The 16,201-nt window shown below is 51.8% G+C and carries 17 protein-coding genes; 8 read left to right on the plus strand and 9 right to left on the minus strand.

What is annotated here, in order from left to right:
* Positions 1-269: 269 nt before the first annotated feature.
* Together HNQ57_RS06200 and HNQ57_RS06205 are read left to right on the plus strand one after the other, a co-directional pair.
* Positions 270-3,752: an indolepyruvate ferredoxin oxidoreductase family protein gene (locus HNQ57_RS06200; RefSeq protein ID WP_184461726.1), complete on the plus strand. Its 3,483-nt coding sequence runs from the start codon at positions 270-272 to the stop codon at positions 3,750-3,752.
* A 27-nt stretch (positions 3,753-3,779) separates the two neighbouring features.
* Positions 3,780-4,835 (plus strand): Glu/Leu/Phe/Val family dehydrogenase, encoded by a 1,056-nt coding sequence (locus tag HNQ57_RS06205; protein WP_184461727.1) that lies wholly within the window; start codon positions 3,780-3,782, stop codon positions 4,833-4,835.
* Positions 4,836-4,869: 34 nt separating this feature from the next.
* Here HNQ57_RS06205 and HNQ57_RS06210 read toward each other — a convergent pair whose 3' ends face one another.
* Positions 4,870-5,847: an NAD(P)H-dependent flavin oxidoreductase gene (locus tag HNQ57_RS06210; protein ID WP_184461728.1), complete on the minus strand. Its 978-nt coding sequence runs from the start codon at positions 5,845-5,847 to the stop codon at positions 4,870-4,872.
* A gap of 130 nt (positions 5,848-5,977) precedes the next feature.
* Between HNQ57_RS06210 and HNQ57_RS06215 the strand changes: the two genes are divergently transcribed.
* Complete coding sequence (locus HNQ57_RS06215; protein WP_184461729.1) at positions 5,978-6,991, plus strand: GlxA family transcriptional regulator; 1,014 nt, start codon at positions 5,978-5,980, stop codon at positions 6,989-6,991.
* On the opposite strand, the gene HNQ57_RS06220 is transcribed toward HNQ57_RS06215, so the two are convergent.
* The 3 genes from HNQ57_RS06220 to HNQ57_RS06230 all read right to left on the minus strand — a co-directional run bounded on the left by HNQ57_RS06220 (position 6,983) and on the right by HNQ57_RS06230 (position 8,933).
* Positions 6,983-7,720: an endonuclease gene (locus HNQ57_RS06220; protein WP_184461730.1), complete on the minus strand. Its 738-nt coding sequence runs from the start codon at positions 7,718-7,720 to the stop codon at positions 6,983-6,985. The genes HNQ57_RS06215 and HNQ57_RS06220 overlap by 9 nt on opposite strands.
* 136 nt (positions 7,721-7,856) lie before the next feature.
* Complete coding sequence (locus tag HNQ57_RS06225; RefSeq protein WP_184461731.1) at positions 7,857-8,453, minus strand: tRNA-uridine aminocarboxypropyltransferase; 597 nt, start codon at positions 8,451-8,453, stop codon at positions 7,857-7,859.
* A 6-nt stretch (positions 8,454-8,459) separates the two neighbouring features.
* Positions 8,460-8,933, minus strand: a complete 474-nt coding sequence (locus HNQ57_RS06230; protein ID WP_184461732.1) for an acyl-CoA thioesterase — start codon at positions 8,931-8,933, stop codon at positions 8,460-8,462.
* 272 nt (positions 8,934-9,205) lie between these two features.
* Here HNQ57_RS06230 and eda point away from each other — a divergent pair, with 272 nt between their 5' ends.
* The gene (eda, locus tag HNQ57_RS06235; protein ID WP_184461733.1) at positions 9,206-9,823 is read left to right on the plus strand and encodes a bifunctional 4-hydroxy-2-oxoglutarate aldolase/2-dehydro-3-deoxy-phosphogluconate aldolase; all 618 of its coding nucleotides are present in this window, start codon (positions 9,206-9,208) and stop codon (positions 9,821-9,823) included.
* A 57-nt stretch (positions 9,824-9,880) separates the two neighbouring features.
* On the opposite strand, the gene pgl is transcribed toward eda, so the two are convergent.
* Together pgl and zwf are read right to left on the minus strand one after the other, a co-directional pair.
* Complete coding sequence (gene pgl / locus HNQ57_RS06240; RefSeq protein ID WP_184461734.1) at positions 9,881-10,576, minus strand: 6-phosphogluconolactonase; 696 nt, start codon at positions 10,574-10,576, stop codon at positions 9,881-9,883.
* The gene (gene zwf / locus HNQ57_RS06245; protein WP_184461735.1) at positions 10,569-12,029 is read right to left on the minus strand and encodes a glucose-6-phosphate dehydrogenase; all 1,461 of its coding nucleotides are present in this window, start codon (positions 12,027-12,029) and stop codon (positions 10,569-10,571) included. The genes pgl and zwf overlap by 8 nt, the downstream gene beginning before the upstream one ends.
* A gap of 155 nt (positions 12,030-12,184) precedes the next feature.
* On the opposite strand from zwf, the gene HNQ57_RS06250 reads away from it, so the two are divergent.
* Positions 12,185-12,790, plus strand: a complete 606-nt coding sequence (locus HNQ57_RS06250) for a GNAT family N-acetyltransferase (RefSeq protein ID WP_184461736.1) — start codon at positions 12,185-12,187, stop codon at positions 12,788-12,790.
* A 29-nt stretch (positions 12,791-12,819) separates the two neighbouring features.
* Here the strand turns inward: HNQ57_RS06250 and HNQ57_RS06255 are convergent, their stop codons facing one another.
* The 3 genes from HNQ57_RS06255 to flgA form a co-directional block, all read right to left on the minus strand.
* On the minus strand, positions 12,820-13,236 hold the full coding sequence (locus tag HNQ57_RS06255; protein WP_184461737.1) for a flagella synthesis protein FlgN: 417 nt from the start codon (positions 13,234-13,236) through the stop codon (positions 12,820-12,822).
* Between the two features lie 2 nt (positions 13,237-13,238).
* The gene (gene flgM / locus HNQ57_RS06260) at positions 13,239-13,538 is read right to left on the minus strand and encodes a flagellar biosynthesis anti-sigma factor FlgM (RefSeq protein WP_184461738.1); all 300 of its coding nucleotides are present in this window, start codon (positions 13,536-13,538) and stop codon (positions 13,239-13,241) included.
* Positions 13,539-13,655: 117 nt separating this feature from the next.
* A complete protein-coding gene (gene flgA, locus HNQ57_RS06265; RefSeq protein WP_184461739.1) occupies positions 13,656-14,369 on the minus strand; it encodes a flagellar basal body P-ring formation chaperone FlgA in 714 nt (237 codons plus the stop codon).
* Positions 14,370-14,697: 328 nt separating this feature from the next.
* Here flgA and flgB point away from each other — a divergent pair, with 328 nt between their 5' ends.
* The 3 genes from flgB to HNQ57_RS06280 are packed head-to-tail and all read left to right on the plus strand — an operon-like array spanning position 14,698 to position 16,196.
* Positions 14,698-15,114, plus strand: coding sequence for a flagellar basal body rod protein FlgB (gene flgB / locus HNQ57_RS06270; protein ID WP_184461740.1), 417 nt, complete (start codon positions 14,698-14,700; stop codon positions 15,112-15,114).
* Positions 15,115-15,117: 3 nt separating this feature from the next.
* Entirely contained in the window at positions 15,118-15,519 is a 402-nt protein-coding gene (flgC, locus tag HNQ57_RS06275) for a flagellar basal body rod protein FlgC (protein ID WP_184461741.1), read from the plus strand.
* An 11-nt stretch (positions 15,520-15,530) separates the two neighbouring features.
* On the plus strand, positions 15,531-16,196 hold the full coding sequence (locus tag HNQ57_RS06280) for a flagellar hook assembly protein FlgD (protein WP_184461742.1): 666 nt from the start codon (positions 15,531-15,533) through the stop codon (positions 16,194-16,196).
* Positions 16,197-16,201: the final 5 nt, after the last annotated feature.

The following is a 16,201-nucleotide window of genomic DNA, read 5'->3' on the forward strand; positions in this document are numbered from 1 at the left end:
CGTCGATTAGCTCGTTGCGGGTGTTTTGATTTGCGCTCACTAAATCCCTTCTGTGTTTTCTGGCTAATAAACGCGGTGTCATACCGCTAAGTGTCTAAGTTGGGGTTTTACTGGTCTCGATAGTCATTATTTAGACCAATACTTCTAATTTTTCGAATTATTTAGTCCATATATTTTGTCGTGAGCTGTGTTTAAGATAAATTCTTCCTTATCTTGCGTCTAGACTCTTATTAAAGACATTACGCTGTCAATAATAGGATGCATCGACCATGGCCCTGTCTAAATCTGCATTACGTATTTCTTTAGAAGATAAATACCGCCTCGATAGCACCCGCGCCTATATGACGGGTATCGAGGCCTTGGTTAGGCTGCCCATGCTGCAGCATCAGCGGGACTTAGAGCGCGGTTTAAATACGGCGGGCTTTATCTCTGGCTATCGCGGCTCGCCACTGGGCAATCTCGATCAGGCGCTGTGGCAGGCCAAGCCCTATCTCGATAAACACCATATTCAGTTTGTGCCCGGCGTCAATGAAGACATGGCGGCGACGGCAGTGCGCGGAAGTCAGGAGGTGGGCTTATTCCCCGGCGCCAAATACGATGGTGTATTTGGCATGTGGTACGGCAAGGGCCCAGGCGTAGACCGCAGTATGGATGTGATCAAACACGCCAATGCAGTGGGCACCTCGCGCTATGGCGGGGTATTGGCGGTGGCGGGGGACGACCACGCCGCTAAGTCATCGACATTACCGCACCAGTCAGAACATATGTTTATGGGGGCCTCTATTCCAGTCTTGGCGCCCGCCAATGTGCAGGAGGTGTTAGACCTCGGTATTTTCGGCTGGGAGCTGTCGCGCTATGCGGGCTGCTGGGTGGGCTTTAAGGCCATCACCGAGAATATGGATTCGGCGATATCGGCGGTGATAGATGCCCATAGGGTGAACATAGTTTTACCTGAAGACTTTGTGATGCCAGATGACGGCGTACACGCGCGCTGGCCAGATTCACCACTGGCGCAGGAAAAACGCCTTAATAAATACAAGATCTATGCGGCGCGGGCCTTCGCGCGGGCTAATAATCTTAATCGTATCGTGATCGACAGCCCCAAAGCGCGCCTCGGGATCGTGACTAGTGGCAAGGCCTACCTCGATGTTTTACAGGCGCTTGAAGATTTGGGTATCGACCAGCAACAGGCCGTCGCCATCGGTCTGCGGGTGTATAAAGTGGCTATGCCCTGGCCGCTGGAGCCAGAAACCACCCACGAGTTTGCGCGGGGGCTGGAAGAAATTCTGGTGGTTGAGGAAAAACGCTCGATTATTGAAGACCAAATTACCGGCCAGCTGTATAACTGGCCAGTGGAAGATCGCCCCCGTGTGATTGGCGAGTTTGACGAGCACGGCGCCGACTTGCTGCCCAACCTCAGCGAGCTAACCCCAGCGATGGTGGCGCGCGCGATTGCCTCGCGAATTCGCCGTTTTTACAAAAGCGAAGAGATCGAAAAGCGCCTTAATTTTTACAATCAAAAAGAGCAGTCGATTGCCAATAAGCAGGGCGTTATTAATCGCACGCCTCATTACTGTTCGGGGTGTCCTCACAATACCTCGACCCAAGTGCCCGAGGGCAGCATCGCCCTTGGCGGCATTGGCTGCCATTATATGAGTACGTGGATGCCCTCGCGGCCAGCAATCACCTTTACTCAAATGGGCGGCGAAGGGGTGACCTGGGTAGGGCAGGCGGCTTTTACCGAGAATAAACACGTTTTTCAAAATCTCGGCGACGGCACTTACTTTCACTCCGGCAGCTTGGCGATTCGCCAGTCCGTTGCCGCTGGGGTCAATATCACCTACAAAATTTTGTATAACGACGCTGTTGCCATGACCGGCGGCCAACCTATTGATGGCAGCCTGTCGGTGGCTCAACTCATTTTGCAATTGCGCGGCGAGGGCATAAAACGCATTGCGCTGGTGTCTGACCACCCAGAACAATACGACACGCCCAGCGAAGCGGGATTAACCGTTAATCATCGCGACGATTTGCTCAGTATTGAAGAAGAGCTGCGCGAGATCGAAGGCGTGTCGGTGCTAATTTACGAGCAAACCTGCGCCGCAGAAAAACGTCGGCGCCGCAAAAAAGGCACTATGGTTGATCCCGATCGCCGTATTTTTATCAACGACGCGGTGTGCGAAGGCTGTGGCGACTGCGGTAAAAAATCCAATTGTTTGTCGGTATTGCCAAAAGAAACCGAGCTGGGCCGTAAACGCCAAATAGACCAAAGCGCCTGCAATAAAGACTACTCCTGCGTTAACGGCTTTTGCCCGAGCTTTGTGTCGGTGATTGGCGGCGGGCTTAAAAAGCAAAGTGCGAATACCGCCAGTGCCGATGGTTTTGCGGTATTGGGCGAGCCGACCTTGCCCAGCTTAAATACCCCGTGGAATTTAGTGGTAACGGGTGTTGGCGGCACCGGTGTGCTTACCATTACCGCCGTGTTGGCGATGGCCGCCCATGTTGAAGGCAAGGGCTGCGCGACCATGAATCAAACCGGCCTCGCGCAAAAATTCGGCCCAGTGGTGAGCCATTTACGGGTTGCCAATAATCAGGAAGACATCAATGCAGTGCGCATACCGGCGGGTGATGCCGATCTGTTGCTAGGCTGCGATTTGGTGGTGTCGAGTTCCGACGAGGCTATCGCCAAGGTCAATGTTGAGCGCAGTTTTGCCGTGATTAACGATACCGAGATGACCACCGCCGATTTTGTCTATCACCGCGATGCGCAATTTCCAGCCGATGCCATGAAGCAGCTCATCGTCACCGAAGTGGGTGAGGGCAAGGTCGATTTTATTCAGGCCTCAGAAATCGCCAGCCATTTATTGGGCGACAGTTTGGCGACTAACTTTTTCATGCTGGGTTACGCCTTTCAGAAAGGCTATGTGCCCATCAGCTCCGAAGCGATTGAACACGCCATAAAGCTCAATGGCGTCGCGGTAGAGTTTAATCAGCAAGCCTTTTTGTGGGGGCGTCGCGCGGTCGACAATATGGCCGCAGTAATGGCCGCCGCGGGTGTCGCGGTAGAGCAATGGCAGCCCCTCGAAACTCTCGATGACATTATCGAATTTCGCTATCAGCATTTAATAAAATACCAAGATCTCGCCTACGCTCAAGACTATCGCGGTAGGGTCGAGCAAGTGCGCGCGAAAGAAGTTGAAATAAGTGGCGCAGCCGGCGACTTAACAGAGGCGGTCGCGCGCGCGCTGCATAAGCTGATGAGTTATAAAGACGAATACGAAGTGGCGCGTCTATATAGCGACGGTGAGTTTATGAAAAAACTCAAAGCCAGTTTTGATGGTGATTTTAAGCTGCAATTCCATTTGGCACCGCCCATTTTTTCTAAGCGAGGCAGCGATGGCCTGCCCAAAAAACGGGTTTTTTCAGCGTGGATGTTCACGGCGTTTAGCTACTTGGCAAAGCTGAAAGGCTTGCGCGGCAGTGCTTGGGATATTTTTGGCTACAGCGCTGAGCGCAAGGCGGAACGGGCTTTGCTCGCTGAGTTTCAGCAAGACCTAGGCGAACTTATTAGCCAGCTCAATGCCGATAATCTGGCGCTCATTACTGAAATTATCAGCTTGGTTGACGAGGTTCGCGGTTTCGGTCACGTCAAAGATCAAGCCATTGCGCAATACCGCGTGCGCCGCCAGCAATTGCTGGGGCGGCTGCGGGGCGATGTTGTGCAATTAGTCGATGTGGGCAATGCCGCCTAATGACTTTAGTAGTACAAGGAGAATGCAATGACAGTGTTTAATTCGCCGTCCTTTGACAGCCACGAACTGGTGGCGTTTAAAGAGGATGCCCGCAGCGGCTTGCGCGCGATTATTGCGGTGCACAATACCGCTTTGGGGCCAGCCTTAGGTGGTTGCCGGTTCTATCCCTACGGCAGTGATGAACAAGCGCTAGAAGACGTCCTGCGTCTGTCACGGGGCATGAGCTATAAATCGGCCTTGGCGGGCCTGCCTTTGGGCGGTGGCAAGGCGGTAATCATTGGTGACCCCGCCAGCCAAAAGAGTCGGCAGCTATTATTGGCGATGGGCGAGTTTATTGAGGGCCTGAACGGTCAATACATCACTGCGGAAGATTCCGGCACCGGCGTAGCGGATATGAAAGTCATTGGTGAGCGCACGACTTATGTCTCGGGCGTAATGGACGGCAGCCGCTTTGGCGGTGACCCCTCACCCTATACGGCGCAGGGTGTGTTTTGCGGTATTAAGGCAGCCTGCGCGTTTCGCCATAAAGCGAATTCCTTAAAGGGGGTGCGAGTGGCTATTCAAGGTGCGGGCTCGGTGGGTCGTCACTTAACGGCGCTGTTAGTCGCGGCGGGCGCTGAGGTGTTTATTGCCGATATTAACGCCGCAAATTTAGCATTGGCACAGGCATTAGGTGCAAAAACAGTTGCCGTTGCTGATGTGCTGAGTATGGATGCCGATGTGTTGGCACCTTGTGCAATGGGAGCAGTGATCGACGAGCAAACCGTGGGCGTGATTAAGGCGGGTATTGTTGCTGGTGCTGCCAATAACCAGTTGGCTCAAGTAATACAGGGCGAACAGTTGCGTCAGCGGGGTATTTTGTATGCGCCAGACTTTGTGATTAACGCGGGTGGCATTATTGATGTTTACTACCAGCGGGCAGAAGGCTCGTCTGAAAAGTCGGCGGCACACGTTGAAACGATTGCCGACACCTTACAGCGAATTTTTCGCCGTGCCGAACACACTGGCGAGACGACTGCGCGGGTGGCAGAATTACTTGCCGAAGAGCGATTTCTTGCGCCAGTAAAAATCGCCGCCGCCTGATTTAGCGCGGCGGCGATTCTTAGCTTTTACTTGCTTAGCGGAACTGCGCGGTAGCGGCGCGGTATTCCTCTTCCAGTTTTTGAATTAGGTCTTTGGTTGACGGGATGTCGTGAATGGCACCCACGCCCTGGCCCGCAGACCAAATATCTTTCCACGCTCCACCGGTTTTTTCACCGCTTTTATTGTCGGCATCAGTGGTTAACTCTTCACCAAAATCGATGTGGCTTGGCGCTTCTAGCTTATTCGGATCGAGTCCTGCCTTGACGATACTGGGCATCAAAAAGTTGGCGAAAACACCTGATATATTTGGTGTGTAAACAATGTCGCTAGAGCCGCTGTCGACAATCATCTGCTTGTATTCCGGCTGTACCAAGCTCTCTTTGGTATTAATGAAACGGGTGCCCATATAAGCGAGGTCGGCGCCCATGGCTTTGGCGGCGGCGATATCATTACCCCGCGAAATGGCACCGGCCAGTAATAGAGTCTTATCAAAAAATTCCCGAATTTCTGCGACTAAGGCGAAGGGGTTGGTGCTGCCTGCATGGCCACCCGCACCGGCGCTAACGGCGATTAAACCATCGACACCAGCACCAGCTGCTTTGCGGGCGTGACGGGCATTGATTACGTCGTGGAACACTAGTCCGCCGTAGCTGTGAATGGATTCAATGACTTCCTTAGCCGCGCCTAAGGAGGTGATAACAATGGGTACTTGATGTTTAACGCACAGCGCTAAATCGGCGCTGAGACGGGGGTTGGTTTTGTGCACAATCAGATTCACTGCGAAGGGCGCGGGCTTTTCGCCAGTCTCTTGCTCATGGGCTTGCAGGGCAGTATTAATGCTAACTAACCACTCTTCAAAGCCTTCGCTGCTGCGCTGGTTCAGTGCGGGAAACGAGCCAACCATACCAGCCTTGCAGGTTTCTATGACTAACTCCGGCCCAGAGGCCAAAAACATGGGTGCGACTACGGCGGGTAGACGAAGGCGGTTTTCCAGTAGCTTGGGAAGACTCATAGTGCTAAACACTCTTATCAGCAAAATCGAGCATCTACTGTAGGGTTTATTTACGTGTGGGGGTAGTGTCAGTATTGACATTAAAAGTGTTGATAGTGACACTTGCAGCTTTTGTGACGGTGGGGGTACGGTGGTCAAAGTTTACGTCATTGCCTATGAGGGCTGTTATGCCGGTAGTCTGTCTAACCCTCAGGACTTGTATATGGTCGCCAACGCTCACTGGCGCGATCAGTATCAGGGACGGGAGGGCGAGTTTGAATGGCAAACGCTGTCGCAAGACGGTGCACCCGTTACCACGGCATCTCGTCTTCGGATCGTTGTCGACAGCCCGTTTATTGACCTTGAGGCCGGTAGTATTATCGTGGTGCCAGCAATGGCTTACCCCGGCGGTAAGGAGTTTAATAAAAAGCTTAAATCGCTACGTGAGCTTATCCACTGGCTGGTTAGGCAGTACGAGAATAATTGCATTATCTGTAGCCACTGTACTGGCAGTTTTATTCTCGCTGAAACGGGTTTGCTAAATGGTCTCAGCGCGACCACCAGTTGGTGGCTAGCCGAGCAGTTTCGTCAGCGCTATCCCGATATAAGCTTAAAGGCGGACCAGCTTGTGGTTGATGGCGGTCGACTGCTGACAGGTGGCGCCAATGGGGCGGAAATGTTGGCTGCGCTTATTATGGTCGAGCGCTATATGGGTAGGGTAGTTGCTTCACAGTGTGAGCGCACCCTATTGGTAGATACCAATTTAACGCAGCAGGCACCGTACCTCATTCTGCCTCGGCAAAAGCAGCATAGCGATTCACTTATTCTGGAAATTCAAGATTACTTGGAAAAAAACCTGAGCGAAGCGTTTTCCTTGGCGCGTTTGGCGGCAAGTTTTCATATTAGTTCGCGAACCCTCATGCGGCGTTTTAAAGAGGCTGTTGGCGATACCCCGAATAGTTATCTGCAAAACCTGCGTATAGAGGCCGCTAAGAAGCTCTTTGAGGCCACCAGCCTGCCTACCGACGCGGTGATGTTGCGGATCGGCTACGCCGACACCAGCTCCTTTAACCGACTATTTCAGCGTAAAACGGGCTTAAGCCCTCGGGCATACCGTTTGAAATTTGGTGCTACCACCCGCGGTCAACAAGGCTCTTCATTTTAGCGGCGGGTTTCTGGCTACGGTGGTCGGCAGCTCAATAAACGGATTGCTCCAGCCCATGAGCTTAGCTTTGGCTCGCGCTAGGCGTAGCTCCTGCTCTGAAACGGGGTCTTGTCTTGCCCAGACGTCATAAAGCTGACGATTCTTTTTGCTAATTTTTAAACCGTATTGTTTTTCCATATAAAAATAGCTGCGGGCAATGTCGCCGCGGATATCTGGCCGGGGTTCAGCGCGGCGTTCTTTAAAGGCGATTTCAATATCGCAGGCGCCATAGGCACGCGCTTCGCCGCTAATCATCCCGAAGCGAAAATTGGAACGGTCACCGTTAACTTCACCAATAGCGGGTACCAAGTTAAAGACATCGGCCTCCATCGCCTTAAAAGTGAGGTCTTTTCTGCAAGACTTGCGCCCGCCAGTTTGCCAGCATTGCAGCTGATGGCCGAATTCCCACGCCGAAACCACATGCTCCCATTCAATTCTTGCGGCACGCGTGGGGCTTTTTCTGGGGGTGTAGGCGCAGCTTTGGTGGTTGACGAGCAGCTTTTTCTTGCCGTTTAACGTTTGTTTAGAATAGCTGCAATTACAGTAAAAACTCTGTTCAGCGTCCTCGTTATAGTAGAGCTGGATTAAACTTTTTTTTGCCGAAGAGAAGCTCTTAGGTGGGGTGTTAGTAGTGGCGAAGCTGGGGAAGTGGCAAGCAAATAGCAGTATAACAAGAGTAACTCTAAGCACAAAAAGCCCTTATATAAACTGTGCACCGACATTTAGTGGTGCGCTAGGGCGGGCAATATAGGTGAGATTAGCGCAAATTAATACAGTAGTTAGATTATTTTCAGTATGTGCTTGTTATCTGTGTTGGGTCGGCTTGTTAGCGTTTTATATAGTTTTTGTCGAAGGTTTCTGGGCCCATCGCGGCAATTTGCATATCGATCATTTTATTAAAGGCCAATAAAACGTTTGAGAAATCTTGTGGCGCATGGAGTTCGTTAAGTGCGCAGACTCCCGCTTCTATCGTTGACAGGCCGTCAGCGCGGGGCGAGCGCCTTATCCGGTATTGACTATTATTGTTCGCGGCAATAGTGAAGTGCGTTAGTGTGTTTAGCCATGGGTTTAAATGCATTATCCGGGCAACTTTGCGCCAGGTGCCATCGAGCAATATAAGATTTTTAATGGCGCGGTGTTGTATATCGGCCGCGCTGACGCTGTTGTCGCCGGGGAAAATTAACACGCTGTCGCGTTGCCAGTGGTCGCCAAGAATTTCTTCGGGAGAAAAAATCTCGCCAACAAGGAGCTGACTGCCGCGAATCGACTTGGCGAGTAGCGGGGCAGAAGACAGCGCATGTTTTGCTTCTTTGGGGTCTTGCAAAATAATCAGGCGGTACGCACAGTCGCGCAGAACCGTCACATCGCAGAGGCAGGTGCGTTGAGGGCGATCGCAGTGTGGGCAATGTTGTCGTTTAGTCATCGCGGCTTAATCGCTGACCATGGGATTGCTTTCAAAATTAACAATACGCTGGCTTTCCAGCTGTTGGCGTATATCGTGTGGAATGGTGGTGGGCTTGCCATGTAAGGTGTAAATCATCACTGCTTCGCATAGACCAATGCAGCGGTCTTGCTGAAACAGTGCTTGATGCAGTCGGTATGAGCTATTGCCGATATGGCCGATGCCGGTGCGGACTTCCACTGGTTCAGGATAGTGGCCCTCGGCGAGGTACTGGAGGCGGACTTCTATTAAGAGTATTTTGTCTGCGGAGTCGGCTTTAAAAAAATCATTGCGCCCGCTAATGTGGAGTTGCATTCTGGCGCGGGCACTCTCGTAAAAGCCAGCGATGGCTAAATTGTTAAGATGTGCATAGGCGTCCATATCGCCAAATTGAGTGTCAATATTCAGGGTAAAGGGATAGGTTTCTGCCTGAAGTAGTCTTGGGTCGGGTTTTTGCGCCATTGTTTCCGATGTCTCTTAGCTCATGCTGAAGATCGCAATTTTACGCTGACTAGCACATATAGCCACGCTGAATTTAATATGAACTGTTTTCTTACTATTGTTTAATTCCGGCCGATTAGTGCCGATCTAAGCTACGTTTCCTCGTATTCTGTGTACCTGTGGTGCGGGGCATAATACTCACGGGTTCGACATTGAGTACGATCTTGGCGTATCGACCCTCGTGTTGCTGGCGTGTAGAGTAGGTGTTACGCAGTTAAAAGAGGATGCGAGAAATGAATGACGCACTAACGCTAGTCAAGAAAACTGCGCCGGTGATGCCGGTCGCACAGTTCAAATCCTTAGATCACGCCCGAGCTTGTGCTGAATTATTCGCTGAAGCTGGCGTGCCCGCGGTGGAAATTACGCTGCGTCACGCCGATGCATGGCAAATGGTTAAAATGTTTAAAGATCTCGTGCCCAATGCCTTAATCGGTGTTGGCACCGTGCTCAATCGCCGGCAAATGTTGCGGGCTGTTGACGAGGCGGACTTTGCAGTTAGTCCGGGCTTTTCACGGGAGCTCTCGATGCTGGCGCACAAAACCCTCTCTACCTATATTCCCGGCGTGGCAACGGCCACGGAAATAATGGCCGCAATGGCAGAAGAGCACAGCGTATTTAAAATGTATCCGGCCACGGCTATCGGTGGTGTTGCGCTGTTAAAAGCAATGTCGGGGCCCTTTGCCGACGCTGTGTTTTGTCCGACGGGTGGCATAAGCCAGGCGAATTACCACGACTATTTGGCGCTGCCCAATGTGCATTGCGTCGGTGGTAGCTGGATTGTGCCCAGTGAAGAAGCTTTGGCGAAAGATCGGGAAGGCTATGTAACCATGTTAAAAGACCTATACCAGTGAGCTGCTTGAATCCATTCCTTAAATGCTAAACACAAGACCTCTTCTATAGGCGGCTAACTAAGGCGCCCAATAAATATCGACGGCTACGCGCTGTTGGTGCAGTACCAGCGAAATTGGATAGTCGGCGTCTTTGGCCAGCGCGCGCTCCAGTACATCGCGCTTGGCTTTGCCGAATACCTGGATCACAATTCGCTCGCTATTTAACACTGCGGTGGGGGTGAGTGATATGCGTGAGTAGGGCGCAGCGCTAGGGTGCACGGCAGTGCAGTGCTGTTCGTGAGCTGCCATTAGCATGGGGTATTCCGGCGCGTCGTGAAACCACGACGCGGTGTGGCCGTCATTCCCCATGCCCAGATGAACAACACTCAGCGGCCAAGTTAACTCCGCCAACTGTTCTTCGCAGGCGTGTTGGCCATCATTGACATTGCTGGCGTCATTTTTTAAGGGCAGGTAGCGGCTGTTGGCGGCAAGGCCACTGAATAGGGTTTTATTGAGCATGGCTTGATTGCTGTCCTGATGATCTGCCGCCACCCAGCGATCATCAACCAGCAGGGTTTGAATGCTGGGCCAGTCCAGTTTCTTCTTGCCGAGGAGGGTCAGCATATCGGCGGGGGTTGCCCCGCCAGACACCGCCAGACTTGCCGCGCGGTATTTATTTAGTGCGGTATTTAAATATTTGGCAATATCCTCGCTCAATACCGCGTTTAACTCGTCGCGGTTGGGTAATAATATAAGCGTTGGTTTGTTATTCATGCCAGCTTCTCCCGGTTTTTTCTGGCAGGGCCAGGGCGGCGTTTGGCCCCATGGAGCCGGCCGCATAGGTTTTGGGCTTAATGCCCGCTTCCTGCCAGGCACTGATAATGCCGTCTACCCACGCCCAGCAGGCCTCGACTTCGTCGCGGCGCATAAATAGGGTTTGGTCACCTTCCAGTACATCTAATAATAGTCGCTCGTAGGCTTCATGGGCCTGTAATTCGTCGTGTAAATCGGCATCAAGATTTAATTCGACTTGCTCTAATTTTAGCTGCCTACTCAGGCCGGGTTTTTTATTGACCTTATACAGGGTAATGTTTTCCTCGGGCTGCAGCCGAATCACCAGTTTGTTGGGTAGATCATTGGGGTCGCCTTCAAATAGACTGAAGGGGTGTTTTTTTAGCTCAACAATAATTTCTGAAAAGCGTCTGCTCAGGCGTTTTCCGGTGCGCAAGTAAAAGGGTGTGCCCTCCCAGCGCCAATTGTGTACATCGGCTTGCAGGGCGACAAAGGTTTCGGTGTTTTCGCTGTCTTCAAAGCCGGTTTCGTCAAGAAATGCGGCAACGGCTGCCGATTTGACGGCGCCAGCAATATATTGGCCGCGCACCGTTTTGGCTTTGACATTGGTGGCGGTAATTGGCCGTAGGGCCTGCAGGACCTTTACCTTTTCGTCGCGAATGGTATCGGCGCGGAGGTTGGCGGGGGGCTCCATTGCGACCAAGCACAACAGCTGTAAAAGGTGGTTCTGCACCATGTCGCGCAGGGCGCCGGTTTTGGCGTAGAAGTCACCGCGACCTTCGACGCCAATATCTTCGGCCACGGTGATCTGAATATTATCAATATACTGACTATTCCACAGCGGGCCGAACAGGGCGTTGCCAAAACGTAATACCAATAAATTCTGAACGGTTTCTTTGCCGAGGTAGTGGTCAATGCGAAAGATGTTTTTTTCGGGGAACACCTGTAACACTTCGTGGTTTATCTCGGTGCAACTAGCTAAGTCATGGCCAAGGGGTTTCTCAAGGACTACCCGCGACTGGGCATTGACGACGCCAATACTGTTTAAGTTTCGGCAAATACTGGTGTACAGCGTGGAGTGGGTGGCCAGATAAAAGACGGTTGTGGCTGAACTGTGATGATGCACAGCATCGCTGAGGCGGTGGTAATCCTTGAGTGAATTGACGTCTAAACTGACAAAGTGGAGCTTTTGTGCAAAGGCCTGCCAGTGTTGTTCGTCCCAAAAATGCGCAGGTAAAAACTCCTGCATTTTGGTTTTAACAATCTGTCGATAATCTTCATCGCTGCTGTGGGCGCGGCCTAGGGCAATGATGGCGCACACATTTTCTAAAAAGCCTTCGCGCTGCAATTTGTAAAGAGCGGGTTGCAGCTTGCGCAGGGCAAGGTCGCCGGTACCGCCGAAGATAACAAGTTGTGTGGTCTGGCTTTGGGTCATCGCTACACTCATCAGCTATTACATTGTTGGTGGCTCGCCGGTTTTTAGCATAGAACTTTTCAATGCCTATGCATACATACCGCTGTACACAGTTGAAGTATGGTATAAAAAAACGAATGGGGTACAGTATTGTGTATTTATAGAGGGAATCGACGGTGATTAGACCCGCACAAAGTGAAGACAGTCGGCTTGCCGCAGGCTTAGTGTTTTTGTCGGGGCCGGTGGCCTTTGAGTATATTTTTAATTCCGCTCACGGGCCCGATATACGTGACTTTTTAGCGCTTGAGTTTGCTGAATCGGGGACCATGTTTAGCCACCGCCATCATTTTGTTTGCGAGCAAGATGGCCAGCTTATTGCCACCATAGGTGGTTTTGACAAAACCAGCCACGACGCGACGTTTATGGGCAATGCCAAGGCCATTTTCACTCAGTACGGTTGGCGGGGAATTGTAAAAGGCTTGTTCTTTGAGTTGCGCCTAGTGAAGCCACCGCGCAAAGGCTGCTATTACCTCTGTCATATTGCGGTTGCCCCCGAGTGGCGAGGCAAGGGTATTGCGGCGCAGCTCATCAATTTTATGGCAGCTCGCGCCCAGGAACTTGGCTATTCAATCTTGAGTTTAGATGTAGCAGAATTAAATATTGGCGCCTTGCGCTTGTATCAGCAGCTGGGCTTTAAGGTCGTCAAACGCAATAAAAGCTATAACGGTGTTTTAGATCACCACCTCTATATGGAAATGACGTTACCAGCGGCTGCGCAGTAATAGACGGTGGAGGGGGGGTAGAGGGTAGCTTAAGCTTTGCCCAACTGCTGACCACCTAGCGGGCCTAGGGTTTCGCCACCGGCGCTGTAAATCGGTGTGTCATTATTACTTGCACCAAGAATTTCTAATGCGCGTTTGCCGTAGCGCGCCTGGGTGCTAATGTCGGCGCCCGCTTGAGCATTCAGGGCTTGGCAGCGACTGAGAATAGTGAGGCTTGCCTGCCACAGAGCGTCGTCGTCCTTATTCGTCGCGCTGGTCAATTGGCGACGGCGTATTTCGAGGAGCTCGAGATGCTGAACCAAGTCCATTTTCTGTTGAACCACCGCCTCCAATTGATCAGCATCCCTCGCTGATTTTAAAATCAGCGCCTCTTCGCCCAGCAGCGCTTCTAAGCGTTGAGCTTGGATGTGGATCGTGTGCAGTACTTCACTTAGTTCATCGCTCATATTTAGCTGCCGCTTAGGGCTTCCATATTAACCAGTGCAGCCGCCACTTTATTGGCGTCGATAGTAAACTCGCCATTGCGAATAGCGGTTTTGATTGCTTCAACCTTTTGCCGGTCAATGCCATCGCTACTATTTACCTGGGCACGGGTGCGCTCCAATAGCGGGGTTTCTACCTGCGCTGTTTTTGTCGTGTCGGCAGCAGCTGGGCTCGTGACCGTGCTGTCTGATTTGCTGGCACCGGTACGGCCGCTGTCTAGCTTGCGCGCCTGACTCAGCGATGAGCCATCGATACGGTCAACCATTGTTAAATCCTCTTTAAATAGCTTTCGCCTGATATATCGACACTATTAACTAAAACTTTAGCACGAATTTTACTGTGCTGAGCATAGGGGCTTATCTCATGCTGGTCGCGCCGGCGCTCAATTGAGCACAACACTGTTTTCGGACGCGACGACCCCCTCTAGCTGTTTGCCGGAATTAAGGTTTTTAACCAGAATTCGCTTGCCCAAGGCGCCATTTTGCAGGGCGATGCCCATCATGCTCACGCTAACGGGGCCATCATTGCTATTAAGCTGAACGCGCTGGCCCTTACTAATAATACTGCTGGCGGTGACCATATTGGGCGTGAGCACTGCGCCCTGGGCAATACTTTGGCGGCTTTGATAACCGCCGTTATCGCCTAAAGACTGCAAATAGCCATAGCCGAGACTGGTGATGTCGCGCTTCCCCCAGCTTACATCGCCAGCGCTAATAATGCTGCCCGGGGCAATGGGGTGGCGCGCCACCATCACCTTGGCATAGGCCTCTACCGTGACGGGCAGATAAATCTTCCAGGGTTTGGCGCCTGCGGCACAACGAACGCCAACAGTTGTTCGGCGTTTTATTTTGGCGCCGTTAGATAAAAAAGCCTCGAGCTTACCCGGGCAGCTGCTGAGCTTCGTGCGGGGGTCGAGTTTTTGAACAGTAATCGTCGTACTGAGTTGCTGCCATGGGTGGCGGGCGGCGATATAGGCTTTGGCGGTGGCCGCAATGCGGCTGTGGCTTTCGGCAGACGCGGCAGTGCTGGTGCCGCTGAACAGGCACAGTGCCGTGCTCAGTAGCAGAATTTTGCTTAAGGCTGTCGATCCGCGCATAGCCATCACTCACGTCAAAGATTTGTCGGTAGCGTAATGACTGCAATGCTTGTGCCAGTCTGCCAGCGTAAATTTCTAAAATGTAGTAGGGCGCAATGCCAAGATAAAGGCGAATAGCCCGTGCCGGATTTTTGCCGATTAGCGGCAAAGCTTTGCCGTTATTTTGGCGATTGTGCGGGGGAGGGTTTTTAAGCTATTGAAAAATAAAGGCTAAATTATATGGCACGGCCTTTGCCTTGATCCATTGCAAACACGGTACACAGCAAAAATTATGGCGTTAACCGATTAACGGCAACACGCCGCATAACTTTAGCGAAATGGTAAGAAAATGGCGATTAATTTTGACAAAGCCTTAGGCATTCACGAACAAGCCCTGTTATTGCGGAATAAACGCAATGAAGTCTTGGCCGCGAATATTGCCAATGCCGATACTCCTGGCTACAAGGCTCAAGATATTGATTTTCGCACGGCCTTATCGAATTCCGCCGCTGCTGGGGATCAGCCAATGCTGTCGCTTAAGGTGACTAATGCAGCTCACCAGCATCGCGCTGATGGCAGTGCCGATGCGTTGGCAGCGTCGTTGAAGTATCGCCAGCCTTATCAGCCGTCGCTCGATGGTAATACCGTCGAGACCCATATTGAACAAGCCGAATTTGCTGATAACGCCATGCGCTATCAGGCCACCTTACAGTTTCTGGGCAACCGTCTTAGCGGGCTTAAATCCATACTTCAGGGAGGCCGATAAACCATGGCTAATCCACTTGATATTGCCGCGTCAGCAATGAATGCGCAAATGATGCGCCTCAATACCGTGGCCAGCAATATGGCCAATGCCGATTCAGTGGCGGGCAGCGAGGCTGATGCCTATCGTTCACGGCAAACGGTATTTGCCACAGTGCTAGATCAACAGCGGGAAGTGGCGGGGGTGGCCGTGACTGGCGTCGTTGAAAGTAGTGCGCCAGTAATGAAACGTTATGAGCCAGGTCATCCACAGGCAGACGTCGATGGTTATGTGTACGCCTCCAACGTTAATACCATGGAAGAGATGGCCAATATGATGTCGGCGTCGCGCTCTTTTCAAAATAACGCCGAAGTTTTTTCTACCACTAAAACCCTGATGCTGCGCACCTTGCAGCTTGGCCAGCAGTAGGAGTCTGAGTAATGGAAGTGCGTACCCTAGAACAGCTGCAAATGCAGAACGCCACAAGTAAGGCCAAGAAAGATGCGTCGTCCTTGGACCAGAACGATTTTATGAAATTAATGCTGCAGCAGTTAAAAAGTCAGGACCCCTTTAAACCCACCGACAATACCGAATTTATTAGCCAAATGGCCCAGCTGACCTCGGTGAGTGGCATCAGTGAAATGAACGAAAATCTCAGCGCACTGACCGGCTCGCTCTATTCCGCTCAGCTCCTCGATTCTTCGTCATTGATTGGTAAAGACGTATTGGTTGAGTCGGGCGTTGCCGCGTTACCCAGCGGCGGCAGTGTGCGTGGTCAAGTTGAATTACCTACCAGCACCACGGCTTTAGATATCGAAATTTTGGCGCCCAGTGGCGAGGTTATTGGCAAGGTGCCAATGGGCCCGCAAGCGGCCGGTACCAGCCGCTTTGAATGGAACGGCATTGGCTTAAATGGCGAGCGTATGCCGCCGGGAAATTACCAAATTCGGGCCAATTATTTAAACGGCAACAAAGTTGAAGCACTGACCACCGAAATGCGCAGTGCGGTCATTAGCGTCAGTGTGCCCGCAGGCGGTGGCAGTCCCCAGGTGCAAATCCAAGGACTGGGTACGGTCAGCCTGTCACAAATAAAAGAGATTAGCTGAGTTGC

Origin of the sequence: Zhongshania antarctica (assembly GCF_014202945.1) — a bacterium.
Classification (GTDB): Bacteria; Pseudomonadota; Gammaproteobacteria; order Pseudomonadales; family Spongiibacteraceae; genus Spongiibacter; species Spongiibacter antarcticus.

What these genes read in the sequence shown, in the direction of transcription:
- eda (WP_184461733.1), top strand. Translation starts at nt 9,206, where the DNA reads ATGAATGACGCACTAACGCTAGTCAAGAAAACTGCGCCGGTGATGCCG.
- HNQ57_RS06225 (WP_184461731.1), bottom strand. Translation starts at nt 8,453, where the DNA reads ATGACTAAACGACAACATTGCCCACACTGCGATCGCCCTCAACGCACC.
- HNQ57_RS06255 (WP_184461737.1), bottom strand. Translation starts at nt 13,236, where the DNA reads ATGAGCGATGAACTAAGTGAAGTACTGCACACGATCCACATCCAAGCT.
- flgM (WP_184461738.1), bottom strand. Translation starts at nt 13,538, where the DNA reads ATGGTTGACCGTATCGATGGCTCATCGCTGAGTCAGGCGCGCAAGCTA.
- HNQ57_RS06230 (WP_184461732.1), bottom strand. Translation starts at nt 8,933, where the DNA reads ATGGCGCAAAAACCCGACCCAAGACTACTTCAGGCAGAAACCTATCCC.
- flgC (WP_184461741.1), top strand. Translation starts at nt 15,118, where the DNA reads ATGGCTAATCCACTTGATATTGCCGCGTCAGCAATGAATGCGCAAATG.
- HNQ57_RS06205 (WP_184461727.1), top strand. Translation starts at nt 3,780, where the DNA reads ATGACAGTGTTTAATTCGCCGTCCTTTGACAGCCACGAACTGGTGGCG.
- HNQ57_RS06280 (WP_184461742.1), top strand. Translation starts at nt 15,531, where the DNA reads ATGGAAGTGCGTACCCTAGAACAGCTGCAAATGCAGAACGCCACAAGT.
- HNQ57_RS06200 (WP_184461726.1), top strand. Translation starts at nt 270, where the DNA reads ATGGCCCTGTCTAAATCTGCATTACGTATTTCTTTAGAAGATAAATAC.
- pgl (WP_184461734.1), bottom strand. Translation starts at nt 10,576, where the DNA reads ATGAATAACAAACCAACGCTTATATTATTACCCAACCGCGACGAGTTA.
- flgB (WP_184461740.1), top strand. Translation starts at nt 14,698, where the DNA reads ATGGCGATTAATTTTGACAAAGCCTTAGGCATTCACGAACAAGCCCTG.
- HNQ57_RS06210 (WP_184461728.1), bottom strand. Translation starts at nt 5,847, where the DNA reads ATGAGTCTTCCCAAGCTACTGGAAAACCGCCTTCGTCTACCCGCCGTA.
- zwf (WP_184461735.1), bottom strand. Translation starts at nt 12,029, where the DNA reads ATGACCCAAAGCCAGACCACACAACTTGTTATCTTCGGCGGTACCGGC.
- flgA (WP_184461739.1), bottom strand. Translation starts at nt 14,369, where the DNA reads ATGCGCGGATCGACAGCCTTAAGCAAAATTCTGCTACTGAGCACGGCA.